15 protein-coding genes are annotated in these 21,190 nt (G+C 54.5%); 5 read left to right on the top strand and 10 right to left on the bottom strand.

The window, feature by feature from the left end; all coding sequences use genetic code 11:
• Nucleotides 1-45 precede the first annotated feature (45 nt).
• The 4 genes from NYE48_RS19790 to NYE48_RS19775 all read left to right on the top strand — a co-directional run bounded on the left by NYE48_RS19790 (nucleotide 46) and on the right by NYE48_RS19775 (nucleotide 5,239).
• Nucleotides 46-1,038 (top strand): hypothetical protein, encoded by a 993-nt coding sequence (locus NYE48_RS19790; protein ID WP_340999768.1) that lies wholly within the window; start codon nucleotides 46-48, stop codon nucleotides 1,036-1,038.
• A 223-nt stretch (nucleotides 1,039-1,261) separates the two neighbouring features.
• Nucleotides 1,262-3,202 (top strand): DUF2207 domain-containing protein, encoded by a 1,941-nt coding sequence (locus NYE48_RS19785; protein ID WP_340999767.1) that lies wholly within the window; start codon nucleotides 1,262-1,264, stop codon nucleotides 3,200-3,202.
• 190 nt (nucleotides 3,203-3,392) lie between these two features.
• Nucleotides 3,393-4,367: a diaminopimelate dehydrogenase gene (locus NYE48_RS19780; protein WP_036712429.1), complete on the top strand. Its 975-nt coding sequence runs from the start codon at nucleotides 3,393-3,395 to the stop codon at nucleotides 4,365-4,367.
• 107 nt (nucleotides 4,368-4,474) lie between these two features.
• Nucleotides 4,475-5,239 (top strand): AAA family ATPase, encoded by a 765-nt coding sequence (locus tag NYE48_RS19775; RefSeq protein WP_212947336.1) that lies wholly within the window; start codon nucleotides 4,475-4,477, stop codon nucleotides 5,237-5,239.
• A gap of 131 nt (nucleotides 5,240-5,370) precedes the next feature.
• Here the strand turns inward: NYE48_RS19775 and trhO are convergent, their stop codons facing one another.
• Complete coding sequence (gene trhO, locus NYE48_RS19770) at nucleotides 5,371-6,270, bottom strand: oxygen-dependent tRNA uridine(34) hydroxylase TrhO (protein WP_036712432.1); 900 nt, start codon at nucleotides 6,268-6,270, stop codon at nucleotides 5,371-5,373.
• Nucleotides 6,271-6,734: 464 nt separating this feature from the next.
• On the opposite strand from trhO, the gene NYE48_RS19765 reads away from it, so the two are divergent.
• A complete protein-coding gene (locus NYE48_RS19765; protein WP_340999766.1) occupies nucleotides 6,735-8,783 on the top strand; it encodes a methyl-accepting chemotaxis protein in 2,049 nt (682 codons plus the stop codon).
• 30 nt (nucleotides 8,784-8,813) lie between these two features.
• On the opposite strand, the gene NYE48_RS19760 is transcribed toward NYE48_RS19765, so the two are convergent.
• The 9 genes from NYE48_RS19760 to NYE48_RS19720 all read right to left on the bottom strand — a co-directional run bounded on the left by NYE48_RS19760 (nucleotide 8,814) and on the right by NYE48_RS19720 (nucleotide 21,180).
• Nucleotides 8,814-10,043: an MFS transporter gene (locus tag NYE48_RS19760; RefSeq protein WP_340999765.1), complete on the bottom strand. Its 1,230-nt coding sequence runs from the start codon at nucleotides 10,041-10,043 to the stop codon at nucleotides 8,814-8,816.
• 128 nt (nucleotides 10,044-10,171) lie between these two features.
• Nucleotides 10,172-11,017 (bottom strand): carbohydrate ABC transporter permease, encoded by an 846-nt coding sequence (locus tag NYE48_RS19755; protein ID WP_340999764.1) that lies wholly within the window; start codon nucleotides 11,015-11,017, stop codon nucleotides 10,172-10,174.
• 26 nt (nucleotides 11,018-11,043) lie between these two features.
• Entirely contained in the window at nucleotides 11,044-11,946 is a 903-nt protein-coding gene (locus tag NYE48_RS19750; RefSeq protein ID WP_036712436.1) for a carbohydrate ABC transporter permease, read from the bottom strand.
• Between the two features lie 101 nt (nucleotides 11,947-12,047).
• Nucleotides 12,048-13,424, bottom strand: coding sequence for an ABC transporter substrate-binding protein (locus NYE48_RS19745; RefSeq protein WP_036712437.1), 1,377 nt, complete (start codon nucleotides 13,422-13,424; stop codon nucleotides 12,048-12,050).
• 387 nt (nucleotides 13,425-13,811) lie between these two features.
• Complete coding sequence (locus NYE48_RS19740; protein WP_340999763.1) at nucleotides 13,812-15,113, bottom strand: extracellular solute-binding protein; 1,302 nt, start codon at nucleotides 15,111-15,113, stop codon at nucleotides 13,812-13,814.
• 37 nt (nucleotides 15,114-15,150) lie between these two features.
• On the bottom strand, nucleotides 15,151-16,134 hold the full coding sequence (locus tag NYE48_RS19735; protein ID WP_340999762.1) for a substrate-binding domain-containing protein: 984 nt from the start codon (nucleotides 16,132-16,134) through the stop codon (nucleotides 15,151-15,153).
• 5 nt (nucleotides 16,135-16,139) lie between these two features.
• Nucleotides 16,140-17,942: a cache domain-containing sensor histidine kinase gene (locus NYE48_RS19730; RefSeq protein WP_341000693.1), complete on the bottom strand. Its 1,803-nt coding sequence runs from the start codon at nucleotides 17,940-17,942 to the stop codon at nucleotides 16,140-16,142.
• Nucleotides 17,942-19,555, bottom strand: coding sequence for a response regulator transcription factor (locus NYE48_RS19725; RefSeq protein WP_340999761.1), 1,614 nt, complete (start codon nucleotides 19,553-19,555; stop codon nucleotides 17,942-17,944). The genes NYE48_RS19730 and NYE48_RS19725 overlap by 1 nt, the downstream gene beginning before the upstream one ends.
• A 323-nt stretch (nucleotides 19,556-19,878) precedes the next feature.
• Nucleotides 19,879-21,180, bottom strand: coding sequence for an IS1380 family transposase (locus NYE48_RS19720; RefSeq protein ID WP_120463466.1), 1,302 nt, complete (start codon nucleotides 21,178-21,180; stop codon nucleotides 19,879-19,881).
• Nucleotides 21,181-21,190: the final 10 nt, after the last annotated feature.

Here is a 21,190-nt window from a genome sequence, read left to right as displayed (position 1 = left end):
TTAATCAGTGATTCATCATAGATTTTATATGAGGAGAACGACGATATGGGGTACAAACCAGACCTGATGACAGAACAACATCCTGAGCCAACGTTCATGGAGCCGTTTTTTCATCGCCAGAATTCAAGCGGACCGTGCCGCAGGCGCGAGGAGCTTTTGGACCGGCATGTTTGGCGTCAAAAAGGGACGGAACGGGGCGAAGCCGGCAAAGCCGCTTGGGAAGCGGAGCGGTACGCCGATCGGCTGGAGCTGATCCAATCCGTTCACCACGTTTGCGGCGAAGCGGTCGACTGGAGCCGGATCGCTTCATTGGCGCCTCCGTTCCGCCGAGGGGAAAAAGGTCCGCGCGAACAGGCGGCGGAAACGCGTTATGCCGAGTTTAAGCCGACGCGTCTGCAGAAGCTTCTGAAACAGGATGCCGCCGTCCGGCAGGAACTGGAGGAGCAGCTGGCGCAGGCCAAGGAGCAGGACCGGCGGGAATATGCCGCATGGAAACACGCGACCGATTTTGCCCGCGACATTATGGAAGGCCATCGCACCGCGTATCTGCGGGTGCTGGAGGAATTCGCCCCGCTGAATGACCTGCCGGCCCTTGGAAGCGGATTGGAATTCGTGGTTCTGGACCCGAAGACGGTCGAAGTCGAATTGGACGTCCATTCGGGGCAGATCATTCCGCATGAATCCAAACGGCTTACGGAAGAAGGGGAACTGGCGGCTGCCCCGCTCGATGCGGAGGCTCGAAACGCCTTGGAATACGAATACGTATGCGGCTGCGTCCTGCGGATCGCCCGGGAGCTGCTTATGATATTGCCCCTCGAAACGGTGCTTGTCCATGCCCGCGACACGAAAATGAACCGGGACTCGGGACAGGAGGAGTATGTGACCGTGTTGTCCATCCGCCTCGACCGGGACACGTTGTCCCGGCTGGACGTAGCCCCGGGGTCTTATCCGCGGGTGCTGGGGCATTTTACTCACCGTGTCCGGTTCGATCCGGCGGGCGGTTTTGCTCCGGTGGAGCCGCTCGAAGCTTGGGCATAGGCATAGGGGGAGGCCGTCCCCCGTTCCGCTTGAACCGGCTTGCGCCCAGGCGGCGGCCGTTTTTTCGCGCGCTCTTTTTCAATCCGAAGCCTTCGCCGTCCCAAGCAAGATTGGTACCTTTTCCTCTTGAAGAACCGCCCGGAGCATTTGTTAATATATAAAGCAAACGCCTGGAAAATAGAAAAAACGGGCATTGGGGAAAAGAAACGATGGGAGTGAGCGGATGAAAAAATGGATGCTGGCGCTGGGGACTCTCCTTTTGGCCATCGTCATCACGGGATGCGATAAGGATGCCTATTCCATGGATCGCGTCGATTCGAAAGCATATATTACGCCTGACGGGGACTTATATGTGGAAGAGCTGTTCACGTACACGTTTAAAGGCGATTACGAAGGTGTGACCCGGGCCGTTTCGCCGGGAGAGCACGACGGGATCGAATTTTTCGAGGCTTATGTTCCGCCGGAGGGCAAAAAGCTCGGGGAGTTTTCATATGAACATTTGGAACGCCTGAAGACCGAATGGAACGGCGAAAATGAAACTTACTACGTCTATGATGCCGCCAAAAACGAAACGAAGCGGGTTTATTACCGCTACCGGATCGACAAGGCCGCCGTTAGATACAGCGACGTGGGGCAGCTGGATTGGCGCTTTTTCAAAAACAACAAGCAGGAGCTGCATCACGTCACGCTCGATGTGTTTTTGCCTTCCGGTGACGGCAAGGCCGATGTCCATGCCTATTTGCTTGACCGCTCGGGCGGGACGGTCACGACCGGGGGCGAATCGGCGGTCCATTATGAAAACCCGGTGCTGTCCGAACGCGGGGATGCGCATTTGTCGATCTTTTTTCCGCAGGAACAGCTGTCGCAGATGACGGCGAGCGAAAAAAAGGTTTCTGCTTCCGAGCTGCTTCAAAAAGTGCAGAAGGCGGAGGCGCGGCTCAAGGCGCGCGATGCGAAGATGCGGCAAGCCGGCAACGTCCTTCGCGTCCTGACGGCGGTCGCCCTGCTGGGCGCCTTGATGTACAACGTGCTGTCCGTCAGAACCCTGTCGGCCTGGTTCGGGCATAGAAGCGTAACGAAGCGGGAGCTGGAAGAACTGGACCCCCTGATGAAAACCTATGTTCTTCGCAAAGGAAAGCTGAAATCCCGAGATTTCATCGCGGGGCTGCTGTCTTTGCGGAGCAGGGGGCACGTGACGGTCAAAGAGGTCCAAGCGTCCAAACGTTTTTTGGAGGAGCCGACCGCTCCCGACGCGACGCTGGAATTTACGCTTCAAGGAAAAGCGGAGCAGCTGAATGCCGCCGACCGGCAGCTGATTCACTGGCTTTTCGCCGAAAAAAGGGCATTCCGTTTGGATTCGGTCGCCTTTCCGACCTTTAAGGAAAAACAGGATCAGAAGCAGATTATGAAATACCGCCTTCTGGCGGCGAAACACGCCAAAAACTTTCAACAATGGTGCAGCATCCTGGCAAAGACGGAGCCGTACGCCCGCGAGGTCAGATTTAACGGGCTTCTTAAACTGCTTGCGCCGCTGACCGTGATCGTTCATTACGGGCTGCTTCTTTACCTATTTTACGCCGATGCCGCATCCGCCGCGGCCATCCTCACGGTCGCCGTGCTGATCGGGATTGCCGGCATCTTCGCCTGCGTCAAATACAAAAACAAATGGTGGCTGGTCGCCTATCTGACCGGCTGCTTCTTCGCCGGAGCCCAACTGACGCACGAGCAGGGGATGGATGCGTACCTGATCTTCGTGCTGAGCTCGCTTCTGTTCGCGGCGCTGATGCCGAGAACGATCCTGTCGACGGAGATGATGAAATACCGTTTCGCGCTTAAAAAATCAAAAAAAAGACTGGCCAAGGGCGGAGACGCTCCAACCGGAGACGCGGCCGCGGCGGAACGGGACGCGGAGGATGCGGTTCTGCTTGGGGTCGTGCCGAAATACTTGAAAAATATGGAGAAAAAAGATGCGGCCGGCACGGTTTTATCCGCCGCGGCGTTGCCGGTTCTGCTGCATGCCGAATTGCTGTCGTCGCTTGCGTATACGCAAAGCCATTTGAACTTCATCCCTCCCCGCCCTCCCTATAGTTCCGTCGACAGCGGGGGAGGTTACGACGGCGGCGGTGGTGGAGGCGGCGACGGCGGGGGGACGGGAGCGTTCTAGCCATGGAAATGATTGCATCCGGACCTGGATGCGGAAGCATCGTTTACGCTGTGCAGGGGCAGACGTCCCTGCATTTTTATGCCAAAAATTTGTGCTTTTCCTCACATCGAATGGCATGTATTCGCAATTCCGTTTATAATAGAGGTCAGAAATAGAAAAGACACTATATTGCTTGCTTTGGGAGGATTATATGAAACAAATTACGGTTGGTATTGTGGGATACGGAAATCTCGGGAAAGGCGTGGAGAAATCGATCCGGCAAAACCCGGACATCCGGCTTGAAGCGATTTTCACCCGCCGCGAGCCCAACGGCGTAGAGGCTAGCGTGCCGGTTGTACATATTTCGGAAGCGGAAAAATATATCGGCAAAATCGACGTGATGATTCTGTGCGGAGGATCTGCGACCGACTTGCCTGAACAGGGACCCCAATTCGCGAAATGGTTCAATACCGTCGACAGCTTCGACACGCATGCGCGCATTCCCGAATATTTTGCGGCCGTCGACGCCGAAGCGGCTGCGTCCGGCCATGTCAGCGTCATTTCCACGGGCTGGGATCCGGGCCTGTTCTCGCTGAACCGGATGCTGGCGGAAGCCATCCTGCCGGAAGGCAAGGAATATACGTTCTGGGGACGCGGCGTCAGCCAAGGCCACTCCGATGCGATCCGCCGCGTGGAGGGCGTTAAAAACGGCGTGCAGTACACCATTCCGGTCGAAGAAGCGGTAGCCAAAGTGCGCGCCGGGGAAAATCCGGAGCTGAGCACCCGCCAAAAGCATCTTCGCGAATGTTTTGTCGTTGCGGAGGAAGGCGCGGATTTGGCCCGCATCGAAAAGGAAATCAAAGAAATGCCGAACTACTTCGCCGACTATGACACGACCGTGAACTTTATCAGCGAAGAGGAGCTGAAGGCGAACCACTCGGCGATGCCTCACGGCGGTACCGTGCTTCGCAGCGGACGCACCGGCGAAAACAGCACCCAAATCATCGAGTTCGGCCTCAAGCTGGACAGCAACCCCGAATTTACCGCGAGCGTGCTGGTCGCTTATGCGCGCGCCGCAGCCAAGCTGTCCGCGCAAGGAGACAAAGGCGCCAAAACGGTGTTCGATATTCCGTTCGGCCTGCTGTCGCCAAAATCGGCCGAGCAGCTTCGCAAAGAACTGCTGTAATTTTCGGACAAGCCTATCGCAAGGGCATCATTCCTACCGGAATCTAAGGGTGGATGATGCCCTTTTTCACAAGGAACGGATCGGTGGAAAGGAGGACTGAGGGCCGAATGCTGGACCCGCGTTCGCTTTATTTGCGCAGCATGATGCTGAAAAGGGACGAGGTGCCGTCCTTCCGGACGTATCCATTTAACCTACCCGCGGTGCATGATTTGGCAAGCCTGTCGTTCCGGAAGCCGGTCACGTTTATCGTCGGCGAAAACGGCTCGGGCAAATCGACGCTGATCGAAGCGTTGGCCATCGCGTGGGGGTTCAATCCGGAGGGCGGGACGAAAAACTTCGCCTTTGAGACGATGGCTTCCCATTCGGAGCTGTACCGGTATTTGCGCCTCGTTCGCGGCGCGGTGCGGCCGAAGGACGGATTTTTTTTCCGGGCGGAAAGTTACTATAACGTGGCGACGACGATCGACAAGCTGGATTTGGAGGGGGGCGGCCGCCCCATCAAGGAATCCTACGGCGGCAAGTCGCTCCATGAGCAGTCCCACGGCGAAAGCTTTTTCGCAACCTTCATGCATCGCTTCGGGGGACGGGGGCTTTACTTGATGGACGAACCGGAGGCGGCGCTTTCGCCGCTGAAACAGATGTCGATGTTGTCCCGCATCCATCAGCTCGTCAAGCAAAACTCGCAGCTGGTCATCGCCACGCATTCGCCGATTTTGATGTCTTATCCCCATGCGGAGATTTGGCTGCTCGACGAATCGGGAATGCGCGAGGTGGAGCTGGAGGATACGGAACATTACATCATTACCCGCCAAATGATGAACGACCGCGAGAAGATGCTGGAGATTTTGCTGGAGGAAGAAGGAGACCGGTAGCCGGACGTTGTCCCAAAACGTCCCGACCCAACGGGAACCCAGGTAGTTTTCTCGCGGAAACGGCCGGCAAGGCATACAAAAACGGCTTGTTCGTCGTATTGAACGAACAAGCCGTTTTTTTGAACCTTTCTTTACGCGTTGACGCCGAGAACCGCTTCGCGGCATTCATCCGAGCAGAAGGATTGATGTTTTTCCTCGCAATCCGGGCAGCATACATGCTGCTTGTTGCAAACCGGGTTCGCGCAGTTGATGTAACGGTCTTCCGTCGTGCCGCAGTGATGGCATTTTGCGATCACCACGTCTTCTTCCGTGCGGTTGATCGGAACCGAAATGCGCTCGTCGAACACGTAACATTTTCCGTCCCACAGATGTCCTTTGACTTCCGGATCTTTGCCGTAGGTCACGATGCCGCCTTCAAGCTGGTTGACATCCTTGAAGCCTTCGTGAATCAGGAATCCGGTGAGCTTTTCGCAGCGGATGCCGCCCGTGCAGTACGTAAGCACCTTCTTGTCCTTATATTCGCTGAGGTTGTTCCGGATCCATTCCGGAAACTCGCGGAAGGACTTAACGTCCGGACGAATCGCGCCCCGGAAATGGCCGATGTCGTATTCATAATCGTTCCGTCCGTCGATCACGACGACGTCGTCTCTTTGCAGCAGCTCATGCCATTCCTTCGGAGACAGTCTTTTGCCGCCGATCACGTTCGGGTCAAGCGGTTTTTCGTAACGGAACGTAACCAGTTCTTTTCTGTGGCGCACGAAAATCTTTTTGAATGCATGGCCGTCGGCTTCGTCGATCTTGAAGACGATGTCGGAGAACAGCGGGTTCGCCTTCAAATCGTTCATGTACTTCTCGGTTTGTTCCACCGTTCCGGACAACGTTCCGTTAATGCCTTCCGAGGCAATCAGAATGCGTCCTTTCACGCCCAGATCCTTGCAGTATTGAAGATGCTCAGCAGTAAACTGCTCCGGATCTGGAATCTGTACGAACTTATAATATAGCAGAATACGGTAATCTTTGGATGCTGTCATTCTTTCTTCACCTGTCTTGTAAATTTATCTTAAAAGAGGATGCTGCGAACTTCGCAGAGTCGCTTCCGCCGGACCGAAAACGGAGAGTCACGTTGGTCGGTCGGCACCGGAAGCGGCTGGACGAACGCTGCAAAATCCTGTTAAAAAATCTTTCGTTTCCGCGAAGCCGGTCATCCTAAAACCGCAAAAACCACCTCAAAAGGCGGTCCGCTTTTGTGAAAATGCGCCTAAAACGCTTTTCTAATCTATTGTAGATGAACGTGACGCGGATAGTCAACTTAAAAAGGCAATGTTCCCATTATTGGCACAAACATTTGCGGCGATTCCGGGACGGGCGGTTTTTCAGAAGAGAATAATTTCGAGAAAATGTAGAAGATAATCGATAGAGCATCCCCTTGAAGACCGATATAGTAAGGTTATGCCGCTTCCAAAAAACGGTACGGTACAAATAGGGGGGCATGCCGATGTCGGAAAGAGCTTTCAAAGAGTCGTTCCGCTGGAATCCGCTGCGGTCGATCGGAACGAAAATCGCGCTGATGATGATTGCGGCCATCATGGTTTTTGTGGCGGTGACCGGCGCGGTATCTTATCGCATTTCCAAAAGGGCGCTGGAACGCGAAGTGACGGGGGCGTATTTGGAAACCGCGGTGCAAACGAGCCAAAAGCTCGACTTTTTGTTTCATTCCTTCGACAAGATTCTAATGCAGATGCTGGTGGATAAAGCGATGCAGGAGACGGTCCTGGATTTGCTTCAGCAAAAAAACGATCCGGCGGAATATACGCGGCTTGCCGACCGGCTGGATGAAATTTTGCAGTCGTATATGTTTTCGGATGCGTACATCACTTCGATCGAGGTGCTGGAAACCGACGGTACGGTCATTCCGACGCGTTCCGGCCTGCTGGCGAGCAAAAACTACGGCAACGAGGACTGGTTCAGGCAAATTGCCGAAAATGGCGGCCGCTCCGTCTGGATCCCCCACAATCTGGACGGGAACCGGAATACGAATCCGACCATTACGCTCGGCCGGGTCATTTCCGGCGAAGGGGCCTCGCGGGGTTACTGCATCATCCTGATCGATATCGATTTGGCTGCGATCAAGGATCAGGTGGAGCATGTGGGGATGGGCGACGGCGGCAGCATCCAGGTCATCAGTCCCCAAAATCAGGTGATCTACAGCGAAAGTGCCTCGCAGCTGGGACGTACGTCCGGTATTTCGCTGCCTCCCGAAGGGATGAGCAAGCCGAAATACGCATTCCTTGCGCCGGACCGGTCGAAGCAGGTGGTGATGGCCAAGTCGGAAATCAACGGCTGGTTCACGATCGGGATGATTCCGGTCGGCGAGATGGTGAAGGATACGAAACGCATCTTTCAAGCGACGATAGGGGTGCTGGCCTGCGCATTTGCGCTTGCCGTCGCCATCGGATGGCTGGTCGCCCGGATGATCGGCAAACCGCTTGGCCGCCTGCGGGAATTGATGAAGCAGGGAGCGGACGGAAACCTGCGGGTTCGAACCGATGCCGTCTCCAGGGACGAAATCGGACAGGTCGGCCGAAGCTTCGACGAAATGATGCGGCACCTGACTGGTCTGGTCGAGCAGGCGGAGCGGTCCGCGGACGAGATGCGGGAGATGGCGGGGGAGCTTTCGTACGTGTCCCTGAACACGGCGGAAACGGCCAAGGAAATCGCGTCCGCCACCTCCGAAATCGCTCGGGGCGGCGAAGGGCTGGCAAGCGAGGCCGAACGCGGGAAGCAGCTTGCGCAGCGGTCCAAGGAACAGACCGAAATGCTGGTGCGAACGAGCAGGGAAATGCGCATGCTGGCGGAGGACGTCAACGCAACGAGCCGGACGGGAACGGAATATATGGCCGGACTGATCGCCAAAACCGGGGATATGGAAGAACGAATCGGCATCATGACCGGGAAGGTGGCCAAACTGCAGCAAAGCGCGGAATCCATTTCCCAAGTGCTCGAAATGTTGACCCAGCTGATGAAGCAGACGAACATCCTGTCATTCAACGCAACGATCGAAGCGGCCCGGGCCGGGAGCTACGGCAAAGGTTTCAAGGTTGTAGCGGACGAAATCCGCGAGCTCTCCGAGGAGGCGAAGCGATCCGTGGACGCCGTCCGTCCGATCACCGGAGCCATACTTCGCGAGATCGGCGAAACCGCGCAGGTTTTGCAGGAGTCCGGCCCGATTTTCATAGAGCAAATCGCCTCCGTGAAACAAGCCGACATGCTGTTTAACCAGGTTGGCGCGCAAATGAACGAGCTGATGCGGCATTTGGCGCTGGTGAACGGCTCCATCCTCGAATTGGAGCAGTCCCAGTTTCTGCTGTCGGATGCGATGGCCGGCGTGAGCAGCGTGTCGGATCAATCCCTGGCAACCTCCGAAGAGGTGGCTTCGCTCAGCACGGAACAGCTTGGCATCAGCTCGGGGCTGGTCCAGCTGTCCAGAAAACTCCAGGTGCTGTCAGGAACGTTAAAAGACTCCCTTTCCCGGTTCAAAACCTGAGCCGGCGGGAGTCTTTTTTTCTGGCATCGCCTATGGCATCGCTGCAGGTTCGGGCTCCGGGGAATGCGGCGGGCCGAGGTTGCCGTTTTCCCTGCCGGCGCATTTTTGGAACACGGGGATCGCGATCAGGCAGGCGATGGCCAAACCTGCGATAACGACAAAGGCAGCGCCTTTGATTTCGGTCAGCGAAAAGGTAAATCCCAGCAGGACGCAGCGGGTCAGTACCAGGATGCATTCCCGCCAGACCAGAAAGCTGCGTTTGGTCCAGGGGGACAAATGTTTGATGTATTTGAACTGCTGCGCATTCCATACGATCGAGAAATAAAACATCCCCACGGAGGTGAGCAGGTTGGAGGCGATCAGCATGGCGGGATGATGCAGCAGCGCGATCAAAAAGCCGGCGGCGAGCAGCAGCGTGCCGATCCAGAGCCAGCGCATTTCATGGAGGCGGATTCCCCGGTACAGCCATAATCCAAGCAAAGAGGATAACGTGTACAATAGATTCAACACGGCGATCAGCATCTTGTTTTGCGTGACCGAAAACGTAAAAAGCAATGCGAACATATTTTGAAACTGTAAAAACAATCCTGCCGCAAGCAGGGAAAGCAGGACCCATTTGGCGCCCGGATAGCTGAAGGCGGTCCGGAAGCCCAAGGCGTAAAAAGGCTCCTTGGTCCGCTGCGCGTGGGCTGCCGGCCGAACCTGCACGTATATTTTCGGCATTTTTGCCGAATAGGCGAGCATGGCCGCAATAAAAAGAAGCATGGCGACAAAGGAGCCGTCGTTCCCGAACCATTCGATCACTGCGGCGGAAAAAATCGGCACGGCCATGTTCAAAACCTGCGAGGTGATATTGACGGCGGCGAAATACGGCGCGAGCTCGTTTTCCTTGCCCTGCAGCGCGATGCTCAAATTTTGCGAGGATTGGGATAAACCGAACATCATGCCGACCGGGACGCCAAGCAGCACGATCCAGAGCATGCGGGACTCCAAATGGACGGTCATCAAATATAAGAACGCCAAACCGCCGCATAAGGCGGACAAAGCGAGCAGCAGCCTGATGGAGAAGCGGCTGTTCATCCTCGAGGCCAGCGCAAACGTCAGCCCCCAACAGACGTACATCGATGCGTTATAAAGGGAAACGTCGCCAATGCCATGATCGGATTCCCAAATGTAGAGATTGACAAAAATCGAAATATAGATGGAGATGATCGAACTGAGGATGTTCATGACCAGCAGTTTTCGGATTGTCTTTGACACGTAAGTAACGCTCCCTTTTTCGCCCTTGGAAAAAAACAATAACCTTAGCATGGAAAAACCAAAACTAAGGCTTGTTCATCCGCTTTTTTAATGTGTGCGAAGCTGCATCCGGCTGACCAAGCTTGGCCTTATTTAATGGCGCCGGCCGTAATTCCGCTCGCGATTTGGCGCTGGAAGAACATGTAGACGACCAGCACCGGTACCATCGTAATGAGCAGTCCCGCGAACAGCGGCCCCCATTCGGTACGGTACTGCATCTGCGCCTGCATCATCGCGATCCCGACGGGAAGCGTATAATGGTCCGGATCGTTGACGAGGATCGTGCCGATGATGTATTCGTTCCAGATGTTCAGCACGTTGACGATGCCGACCGTAATCAATCCGGGCTGGGAGAGCGGAAGCATCACACTGAAAAAGATGCCGAAATACGAGGCGCCGTCAATCGCGGCCGCTTCTTCGAGTTCTTTGGGCAAACTTTTGAAAAAGCCGACGAGCACGAAAACGCCGAAGGCGATCAGGGTGGAGGCATACACCAGGATCAGTCCGAAGGACGAATTGGTCAGATGCATCGAATTGAGCAAGAAAAACAGCGGAATCAGCGCCAGGCTGAACGGGATCATCATGGACGCGATATAAATGAGATAAAGCACGTTGCTCCCTTTAAACGGGTATCTTGCAAGCACGTAAGCCGTCGAAGCGGCCAGAAACAACCCCAGCAGCGTCGAGCCGATGGTGACGACGACGGAATTCACGAAATATTTATCGAAGCTGAATTCGCTCCATACGTAGGTAAAGTTGCTCCAGAGGAGCGGAACGTCCGGCAGGGACCAGGGCATTTTGCGGAAAAACTGATCGTTGTTTTTGAGCGCGTCGAGCAGCGTCCACAGCAGCGGATAAAGCACGGACAGCCCCCAAATGACGAGAATGGCATAAAACAGGATTTTATAGATAGGATGTAAACCGCCTGATTTCATAATTCGTTCCTCCCGGGCATATAAGATCAGCTGATTTCGATCGTTTCCTGGCGCATCAAGCGCTGCAGGACGACGGTCGTGATGAGCGAAACGATCAGAATCAGTACGCCGATGGCTGCGCCGTAACCGAAATGGTATTGGCTGAAAGCCATTTGGTACAAGTAGGAACCCATGACCTGGGTCGAGTTGTCCGGACCGCCGTTTGTCATGATCATGACGATGACGAACGAGCCGTTCAGCGTCGTCATCATGATGTTCAGGATCGATACCTTCATTTGTTCCCAGATGAGCGGCAGCGTGATATGGCGGAACTGGGCCCACTGGCCCGCGCCTTCAAGGCTGGACGCTTCGTAATAAGATTCCGGTATGCCCTGGATCGCCGCAATGAGCAGAATCATGTAAAAGCCGATGCCGGCCCAGATCGCCGGAGGCAGGAGCATCCAAATCGTATGGCTGGTAAAGCCGAGCCAGGTAATGTCCACCTTTTCTTTCGTGAACAGCGACAGAAACGCGTTCAAAAAGCCGATTTGCGGATTGTAGATGAAGTTCCATAAGACGCCGATGACGACGACGGAAATGACGTTCGGAATAAAAAAGATGGACCGGAAAAAGTTCGACAGCCTGAACCGGAAGCGGGTCAAGGCGACGGCAAAAAAGGTGGCCAAAATCATGATGCCGATGATTTTGCCGACGACGAGAAAGTAGTCGTTGCCCATGGCGTTCCAGATGATCGGGTCATGAATCATTTCCTTGAAGTTGTCGAGCCCGATAAACGTTTTGTTGTCGGACGAGCCCGACCAATCGAACAACGAATAATACATCGCCTGCACGACGGGATAAATCGTAAACAGGCAGAAGAACAAAAAGGTGGGGAGAATGAACGCCGCGATAAACAGGCTCCGCTGCCACTTGGTAGTTCCCAATCTCATCCGTTAAACCTGCCTTTCAAAATAAGATAAGGAGGATGGCCGAAGAGTAAATCCCCGTCATCCTCCGTCCTGATCGTCAAAACCCCAATGGATTCAATTTTTTATTTGTTGGCTTTTTTGGCCGCTTCGACCACGCGTTCAACCCATTGCTCAGGAGTGATTTTGGCGATGGTCAGCGCGTCGGTCGCATCCTGCATGGCCTTATCGACGTCGGCGTTGAAGGTGATGGCAGGCACGACGACCGTGTTCGGGTCGGTCAAATATTTGGCCGCGTCCTTCACGTGGCTCGGCGCGTTGGAATCGCTGATGTCGCCTTTAATGTTGGAAGGAGCGCCGCTAAGCTCGGCCCATTGGGAAGCTTGCGCCTTCGAGAAAATAAACTGCAGGAACGCTTTCGCCGCTTCCTTGTTTTTCGCGTTTTTGGCGATCGCTACGTTCGCCGTGGACGTGTTGGCCACGACTTTGCCGCCGTTGTCCTGCGTAAGCGAAGGAATGAAGCCGAAGGCGAATCCGCCCGGAATGTCTTTCGCCATTTCGTTCGGCAGCCAGAGGCCGTTCGGGATGAACGCGTCCTTATGCTGCAGGAACAGCATTTGGGAATCGGTATGGTTGATTTGGATGGAAGCTTTGTCGATGAACCCTTTGTCGCGCAGCTCCACGATTTTGTTCAGGGCCGCCAGGACGGCAGGGCTTTGGAAGGCTTCCACCTTGGATGCCGCCATGTCCTGAAGGATCGATATGTCGTTGTTATTCGCAGAAACGATGGCCGGATACAGGATCGCGCCGTTGATGTAGTACGGGTATTTGCCCGTATGGATAAACGGCGTCACGCCGGCCGCTTTGATCTTGTCGCTGACGGCCATGAAGGACTGCCAGTCGGTCGGCTCTTCCCAGCCTTTTTCCTTGAAAAGGGCTTTATCCCAGAAGACGCCCCAGGAGTTCAGAACGAGCGGAATGTCGTAGACCTTGCCGTCGAACAGCTGCGGAGGCTGGGCCAAAATATCGGAAATTTTTTCGCCGTCGATATTTTTGGCATCCTTGAGCCAATCGGTCAAATCTTCGAGCTGGCCGTCTTCGACCATTTGGCGGTCGTTCAGGTTCGGTCCGTCGATGTAGACGAAATCCGGCGGATTGCCTCCAACCCAGCGCGGTTTCATTTGATCGTTGATTTTCGGGCCGCCGCTTTCCTTGATTTTCAAATCCGGGTTTGCGGCCTGGAAATCGGCGATGACTTTTTTCCACCATTTATCGCCGTAGCCGCCGACGAAATACTGGATTTCGAATTCGCCCGTCAGTTTTTTGGCTCCGTCGTCGCTGCCCGTTTTGGTTCCGCCATCCGTATTGGTTGCCGCCGGTTCTTCCGTTTTGGCGGGTTCCGGCTGTTTCGCTTCTTCCTTGGAACTGCCGCAGCCTGCAAGCGGGGCGACGGCCATCAGTGCCGCGATGCCAAGCGCAGCCAATCTTGTTTTAGACACCATAAAAGCTAACCCTCCCTTGGAATCGTGTTCAAACGCCATATTGTCTGCTGCCCTCGAATTACAGCGCCTACAGTAATCATAAAGAGAGAGGCTCCATCACTCTATCGAAATTCTTCCATGAATTCTTTGTTATTTTCTCTTTCCGGGAAATCGGGTTCTATGCTATTGCGCTATATGATTGAAAATAAGCGAAGCTGCCGCTGCGGATCCGGATCGTTCTTCCTTTTCATCGGCATTTCTTCTCGTCAAAGCGCAAAAAAGCCGGACAATCGTCCGGCTTCCTCGCTTTGCATCGTTAATATTTATAATATCAGAAGGAATAAACTACAGAGCTGTTGCTTCCTGATTAAATGCGGTCTGTCTTCATAGGAAGTGCGTCGATAAAAGTTATTTCTTATGCAGCTTCATCAGCTTCCGCTGCTCCTCCTCGGCGAATTTCTGCAGTTCGTCGAGCGCCTGCTGCGGCGACATATGGTCGTGAAGCACGGCGTCCCCCATTTTCCGGGCCGTATCCATCACTGCCTGCCATTCGGGCTGCTGGATCGGGTAAAAACTGGCTTTCCGCAGCGCGGCCAAATCGGCTTTCATCTCTTGGTTGGCCGACCCCAGGCGTTCCCCGGTCAGCTGCGTGACGGGAAGGAAACCCTCCTGCTGGATGATCTCCTCATACACGGGGCTGGAATACAGGTAATCGAGAAATTTCGAGATGGCCTCTTTGTTCGTGTGGTCGGTTTTGAACGACACGAGCATGTCGTGCACGCCGAAGTTGATCGGCTTCACCCCGTCCTTGACGGGGATGGGCCCCTTATCGTATTCGAGGTTCGGGAATTCGCGCGGCACGACGAGATTGAAATAGTTGCCCGATATCATCATCCCGAGCTTGCCGTCGCCGAGGACGCGCTGCTTCTCGTCCCGGGTCGTCACCGTCGGGTCGGCATCGGTCAATCCCTCGGCGTACATATCCCTCAAGAAGGTAAGGCCTTCCACGTTTTGGGGCGAGTTGATGGTCCATTTTCCGTCTTTGATCCATCCGCCGCCGGCGCCCAGGAAAAAGTAGGAGAGGTAGGCCTGAATTTCGTTGTCGGTCAGATCCACCCCGAACCCGCGGGCTTTGCCGGAGCGTTTGATTTTGCGGGCAGCTTCCTTGAGCTCGGACCACGTTTGCGGCGGCGCTTCGATCCCCGCTTCGCGGAACAACGCCTTGTTGTAATACAGCTTCCTCGTCGAAGAGACGTAAGGGATGGCGTATTGCTTTCCGTTCCAGTTGTCCAGCTTCAGCAGGTCGGGATAAAATTTCTTTTTCAGCTCCGGCGACATCAGGTCATCCATGTCGTTCAGCAGGCCGTCGCCTGCAAAATGCGTGTACACGTTGGTGTTCAGCAGATCCGGGGGCTGGTTTTTGCTGATCATGGTCGTATAAATGATGTCCAAGATGTCCCAGTTGGCGACTTGAAGATTGATCACGATGTCCGGATTTTTCAGCATGAAGTCCTGCACCAGGTTTTCGAGCAGCGGCCTCGTTTGCGAGCTGTATTCCGAGGCGATGAAATTGATCACCGCCGGCGGATTGTCTTTCGGCTTCAGCGCCGGCTTCGGCGGATTCGTGCCGGAACAGGACAACAACAGCGGAGGGAGGAGCATGAACGAAATCGACAGCTTCGCCAGGTTAAGCAGCAGGCGGGAGTTCATCGGCGCTCACACCTTTCATAAGGATCGCTAGCATGATTCATTTATCGATAAACGGAAACAAAAGCTTCTGGTTTTCCTGGGAATACATATTTTCTTTCGTGACGACGATGGAATTCGTATACGTCACCGGCTTGACCTTTTTGCCGTCCAGCATGTCGAGCGCCGTTTGCACGCCGAGGTAGCCGATGTTGAACGGCTGCTGGACGACGGTGGCGTTTAACGTGCCTTCTTCGAGCAGGCGGATTTCGTAAGCGGACGTGTCGAAGCCGATCAGCTTGATAAGCCCGATTTTGCTCGCATCCTTGATCGCTTTGGCGGCTCCCAGCGCCGCCGATTCGTTTAAGGCGATGATGGCGTTTAAATCGCCGTGGTCCCGCATCATCGTTTTGGCGATCAAATACGCGCGTTCCTCCGAATCCGAGCAGTAATACGTGCCGTATACGCTTTGGCCATAGGGAAGGAGCGCCTGGCGAATGCCCTTTTCCCGTTCCGCCGAAACGCCCGACGCGGCAAAATCGCCGATAATGACGGATTTGGGGCGGTTCCCCGTCTGCTCGAGCGTCACTTTTCCCGCCTGAACGCCCGCGGCGGTGTGGTCGTTGGACACGAAAGCCGGCGCGGAACCGAGCTTCACCGGCGTATCGATGATGACGAGGGGGATTTTGGCTTCCTGTATTTTTTGCAGCCGCTCGGTCACCCTGTCGTCATTGATCGGGGCGATCACGACGGCCTGCGGTTTTTGCGCCAATATTTCCTCCAGCAGCTCGACCTGGCCGTCCACGTCGGTCTCCTGCAGCGGGCCGGCAATGGCGATCTCTGCTCCCGCCTCTTTGGCTGCGGCTTTCGCTCCGCTGCTGACCGTCTGCCAAAAGTCCGAGCGGATGTTATGTTCCTTCAAAATGACGGTAATGCTCTGTTCATGCTCCGGCGCCGGGATAAACAGCTTGAAATACAAAATGACATACACGACGGACGCGATAAAAATGATGGTCAAGAGCAGCGTGGCACGTTGAATTCTCATGGGTGCTACTCCTTTATTTTCGGAATGGCGATCGTGACGACCGTGCCTTCTTCCGGCTCGCTTTGGATTCGGATGCCGTACTCTTGCCCGAAAAACAGCTTGATCCGCTCATGGACGTTGCCGATGCCGATGCCGCTCGTCAATTTGGCGCCTTGTTTTTTGTCGTGCATCGTCCAGATGTTTTCAAGCTGCTCCGGCGTCATGCCCATCCCGTCGTCCGCGACCTCGAAAAGGATCGTCTCGTTTTGCTCGCGGCCGCGGATCGTGATTTTCCCGGGTTCGGGTTTGTTGCGGATGCCATGGTAAATAGCGTTTTCCACGAACGGCTGAAGCAGGATTTTGAGCGTTTTATAGTGCATGATGTCCGGGGAAACGTCGATCTCGTATTCCAGCTGCTCGTCGTATCTCATTTTTTGGATCAACAGGTAGTTGGTGATGTGTTCCACTTCGACGCGGATCGGCACAAGCTCCTTGTCTTTGGTAATGCTGGCCCGGAACAGCTTCGCCAGGGCGGAAGTCATCAGGACGACCTCCTCGTGTTTTTTCTGCTCGCCCATCCAGATGATCGAATCGAGCGTATTGTACAAAAAATGCGGGTTGATTTGGGATTGCAGCAGCATCAGCTCGCTTTTTCGCTTGCTTTCCTGGTTGTCGATGATTTCCTCCATCAGGTTTTTGATCTGCGCCGTCATCAGGTTGAAGGACCGTCCGAGCTGCCCGATCTCGTTGATCGGTTCGATGTTGGTGCGCACGTCGAAATTGCCCCGTTCCACTTTTTTCATGTCGCGCTGCAAAATGCGCAAAGGCTTCGAGATGCGGTAGGACAAAAACAGCGACAGCAGCAGGGAAAAGAGAATCCCGATGAGGGCGTACATCAAAATCGAATTGCGGATCATGCCCTCGTTGGCGATCAAATCGTCCGTGTAGGCGACGCCGACGATTTTCCAGCCGAAGTTCGTATCCTGAACGGAATAGACGCGTTTGCCCTTGTCGTCGTCGACGGTGAAGGAGGTGCCGCTTTTGGCCGCCGCCGCCCGCGAAATCTGCTCCGAGCGCAAATTGCTGTAGATGAGCTGCTGCTGCGGATGGTAGACGATGTTCCCGGACTTGTCGACGATAAAGACGTACCCCTTTTTGCCCATGTTGATTTGGCTGCAAATGTCGTTGATGATGCTCAGGTTCAGATCGACGAGGAAAATGCCTTCGCCCCGGATGCCGTCGGTGCTTTTGAGCTCCCGGCTTAAGGAGACGACCCAGCGGTATTCGTTCTGGATGATGTTTTGGACGTGGGGAGGCGAGATGACGGATTGGCCGCCTTTCCGCTTCGCCTCCTTGTACCAGGATTGCTCCTCCAGCTTGACGTATGGATTGAGCAGGGTGATTCGCCGGTCCGACACGTTAAATCCGTTATAACCGAACACCATGATCGCCGAAATGTCTTTGCGGGAGTACAAAATCGCCTGAAACAAGTCGGAGATCCGCTTTTCGTACGGCATGCGGTCGCTTTTGCTGATGAAGCTGTTGTTCGAAATGTAATATTTGACGTCTTTGTTGGTCATGGCGAGCATGCTGATGTTTTCCATGTTGTCGATGTACGACTGGATGTTGGAATTCACCTGCTTGATGATTTCCTGCACGTAGCTTTGCGAGTTCGTCTCGACCGCATCCACCGACAACCGGTAGCTGTTCAAGCTGATGACCATGACCGTCACCAGGATCAGGCAGGAAAACGTGAAAAAGATGCTCGATTGGATGCTCTTGAACGGCGGAAACGGAATGATGGAAGTTCGTTTGTTCGGTTTGAGCATCACGCCCGGCTCTCCTTGGCGAATTTGTCGCGGTATTCCCGCGGCGTCATGCCGACGTGCTTTTTGAACAAAATGCTGAAGTAATTCGGGTCGCCATACCCGACCTTGCCGGCGATTTCGTAAAATTTCAACATCGTGTGCTGCAGCATTTCCTTGGCTTTGTCCATGCGGACCCGGGTCAAATATTCGACGAACGTTTCGCCGGTATGCTGCTTGAACACCAGGCTGAAATAGCTTGTGCTCATCAGGCAATGGCGGCATATATCCTGCAGCGACATTTTTTCTTCCGCATAGTGGGTTTCGATGTATTCGACCGCTTTCCGGACCTGCGCCAGCGTGTGATGGTTGCGGTTTTCGGCGATGGCGGACATGATGGAAGACACCGCTTCTCCAAGCCATGCCCCGATTTCGTCCAGCGTTTTGTAGCGGTCGGCGTCGGTCAGGCGGATCGGCCGGGCGTTGTCGAGCCCAAGCTCCTGCGCCGTATTCATCAGCGACAGGACGACCTTTTGGATATGCAAAATGCAGGCATCGAGCGGAGCCATGCTTTCCTTCAAATCCGCGACGAACCGCTTAATGAACTCCCGGACCTCCTCCAAGGAGCCGGTTTTGACGGCGGAAGCGAGCTTGCGGTCCCAATCGCCGCGGAGATGGTTTTCATAGGCAGGCCGGTCTTCGAAGTCCAAAATGCTGAGGACGCGGTTTTTGCCGAGCAAAAAACGGTAATCCAGGGCCGAGAGGGCGCTTTTATAGGAGGCCGGAAGCTCCTCCGCGGTTTTGACCGCTTGTCCGACGCCGATGCTGACCGTAAATTTCAAAAATTTTTCGATGTAAAACCTGGCTTCTTCGGCAATGCGGTAAGCCTGCTCGTAAAGCCCGGCTGCTTCGGCGTTGCCGGAGACGACCAGCACGAGACGTTCCTCCCGCGTCCGAAACAGCAGCAAATGTTCGCGTTCGGCGATCTCCTCCAGCACGTTGTAGGCTGCATAGCGCAAAATTTCGGTATCGTTTCCCGTTTCCGCCTGAAGCTGCCGCGCGCCGAAATCGTCGATGTCCGCAACCATGACGAGCTGAAGCGGGAGGAGGGGGTTAAGCCCGAAGTAGCGAAAACGTTCCTCGATTTCGGCCGGCCTTAAGCCGCTCACGACGAGCCTCTCCAAAAAACGTTCCTTAAGCAGCGGCAGGCTTTGCTTCAATTGGCTGTACAATCGGCTTAAATCCTCGTGCTGCCGGGCCGTCTCGTCCATTTCGCATTTGACCTTCCGCAGCAGCTCGCGCATTTCATGGGCCGTAATCGGCTTCAAAATAAAGTCGGACACCTTCAGCCGGATGGCCTGCTGCGCGTATTCGAACTCGTCGAAGCCGGTCAGGATGATGATTTTGACGTACGGATATTTCCGGGTTACGTTTGCCGCCAGCTCCAGTCCGTCCATAAACGGCATGGAGATGTCGGAGATGATGACGTCCGGCACCGTATGCTCCATCACCTCCAGCACTTCCCGTCCGTTCGCGAAATCGCCGATCAGCTCAAACCCGTGCTCCTGCCAGTCGATCGTCCGCTTCAAGCCGTCCCGGACGACCGCTTCGTCGTCGACGATAAAAACTTTGTACATGGTGTCACCCCTTGTCTGATCGCGTTCATCTGGAATAATTATACTTTAAAAGGATTTTTATGAATACAGCGGATTCCCGTACCATTCCGGCTCTTTGGGGCTTCCGAAGATTATCATGTAAGCGCTGTCGTTTTTAAGAGAAATATAATCCTGAATTTCGAAAGCGCATAATGGTGGCCAGTTTGTAGCAGGATTAGTAGGCAACAACTGTAATAAACAGGGAAATACCCAGTGGATTACGCGACGATTCTGAAAAGAGGGTAGTCTTTCCCCCTCCCCATAAGACAGGGCTAAACGGTTTCCATGTTAATTTGTGGTAAACGTCATTCTAAGGCAGCGACTTTGGCGGCGATACGTTGCCAGGCGCAGCGGTTCGCGAAATCTTTAGCCAGTTTCAGAACGACTTGTCGGCTATGCTGAATCATCGTAGCTGCACAGTGGAAAAACTCTAGACGGAACCGGGCAATCGTATACCCTTGATGGACCGGTTCGCAACAGTCTCGCTTGAATCTCTCGTAGAGATTGTAGGCGAGCAGCTTGATGAGCAGGTCGATTTCATTAGCGGTAAAGTCACCGGTAGCGATTCGATCGATGGAAAAGCCGCGTTTGGCTTCTTTGATATAGTTCTCCATGCAGCAACGCTGGTTGTAAAAGCGCCAAAGGTCGATCGGCTCCCACTCGAGATTGGTGACGATCGCTTCGTAATGCCAGTCCGTATCGAGGAGAAGCCGAGCTTGATCGCCGTCAAACACCTGCGCTTTACGAATCACCACAACGCGGCGCGGTTTCTTCCATGAGGTGGCTTGGTAGATCAGGGTGATCCCCTCGATGACCCAATCCTCATCGACAAACCGCTTCCAGTAGCGGCATCGCCCTACTTCGGCCTGAAGTCGCTGCGTCCATTTCAATTTCCCGACATACCCGATTCGCTTGGCTTCCCATAGGCTGTAGAAGTCTTCGCCGCCAAATCCCTTGTCAAACCGGGCGTACTTTACCGGACGGTCACCAAGCAACTCAAAGATCTGACGGAGGAAGGCGGCTGCATCGGTGGAAGCGTGCGTATTCCCAGCACGCAGTACTGCATTCAGGCACAGGCGCGACTGGCCCTCAAACGCCATCAGCGGATGGTAACTTTTACGTCCGGGTTTGTGGGGATTCGTGCCGACTGCCGCCCCCTCTTGGTGACCGTATACCGTTTCTACCGTGGAGTCTAGGTCCACGATGAGTTCAGAAGGCAGACAGGGTGCAATAATCTGCTGATTCAGCTTTCGCAAATCCAGCGTTAAGGTTGGGCGGGTCTTGCTGAGTCGATCCAGTTCCTTATACAGCAGGGTGTGATGCGGACAGCGCCCGCCGAGAAACCGCCGGATGAGCGCGTCATGTTGCAGCCTGCGGAAATGAAAGAGGCGTTCGCATCCGAGTATCCAGCCGACAATGAGATAGAGCAGGATGCGGAAAACAGGGAACAGGGAATTGCCTTGCTTGGTACAATTTAAATTCTGCAAAGCCTTACCGAGCTTGATTTTTTCGAGATATTCCAGAAAGATTTTGCTTCCTCCAACATTTGAGGCGTTTTGCAAGGTAAATTCGGTCTTGATTTTGCTGACGGGTGTGGTAGACTTCATCTAAAAGGTG

It is taken from the genome of Paenibacillus sp. FSL M7-1455 (assembly GCF_038004655.1).
Lineage (GTDB): Bacteria > Bacillota > Bacilli > Paenibacillales > Paenibacillaceae > Paenibacillus_AQ > Paenibacillus_AQ cookii.
The sequence above is the reverse complement of the archived record's forward strand: the minus strand, read 5'-3'. Positions and strand labels throughout refer to the sequence as shown.

Excerpts from the sequence above, each read along its gene's own strand:
- NYE48_RS19790 (WP_340999768.1), top strand. The coding sequence starts at position 46 with ATGGGGTACAAACCAGACCTGATGACAGAACAACATCCTGAGCCAACG.
- NYE48_RS19785 (WP_340999767.1), top strand. The coding sequence starts at position 1,262 with ATGAAAAAATGGATGCTGGCGCTGGGGACTCTCCTTTTGGCCATCGTC.
- NYE48_RS19780 (WP_036712429.1), top strand. The coding sequence starts at position 3,393 with ATGAAACAAATTACGGTTGGTATTGTGGGATACGGAAATCTCGGGAAA.
- NYE48_RS19775 (WP_212947336.1), top strand. The coding sequence starts at position 4,475 with ATGCTGGACCCGCGTTCGCTTTATTTGCGCAGCATGATGCTGAAAAGG.
- trhO (WP_036712432.1), bottom strand. The coding sequence starts at position 6,270 with ATGACAGCATCCAAAGATTACCGTATTCTGCTATATTATAAGTTCGTA.
- NYE48_RS19765 (WP_340999766.1), top strand. The coding sequence starts at position 6,735 with ATGTCGGAAAGAGCTTTCAAAGAGTCGTTCCGCTGGAATCCGCTGCGG.
- NYE48_RS19755 (WP_340999764.1), bottom strand. The coding sequence starts at position 11,017 with ATGAAATCAGGCGGTTTACATCCTATCTATAAAATCCTGTTTTATGCC.
- NYE48_RS19750 (WP_036712436.1), bottom strand. The coding sequence starts at position 11,946 with ATGAGATTGGGAACTACCAAGTGGCAGCGGAGCCTGTTTATCGCGGCG.
- NYE48_RS19745 (WP_036712437.1), bottom strand. The coding sequence starts at position 13,424 with ATGGTGTCTAAAACAAGATTGGCTGCGCTTGGCATCGCGGCACTGATG.
- NYE48_RS19740 (WP_340999763.1), bottom strand. The coding sequence starts at position 15,113 with ATGAACTCCCGCCTGCTGCTTAACCTGGCGAAGCTGTCGATTTCGTTC.
- NYE48_RS19735 (WP_340999762.1), bottom strand. The coding sequence starts at position 16,134 with ATGAGAATTCAACGTGCCACGCTGCTCTTGACCATCATTTTTATCGCG.
- NYE48_RS19730 (WP_341000693.1), bottom strand. The coding sequence starts at position 17,942 with ATGCTCAAACCGAACAAACGAACTTCCATCATTCCGTTTCCGCCGTTC.
- NYE48_RS19725 (WP_340999761.1), bottom strand. The coding sequence starts at position 19,555 with ATGTACAAAGTTTTTATCGTCGACGACGAAGCGGTCGTCCGGGACGGC.
- NYE48_RS19720 (WP_120463466.1), bottom strand. The coding sequence starts at position 21,180 with ATGAAGTCTACCACACCCGTCAGCAAAATCAAGACCGAATTTACCTTG.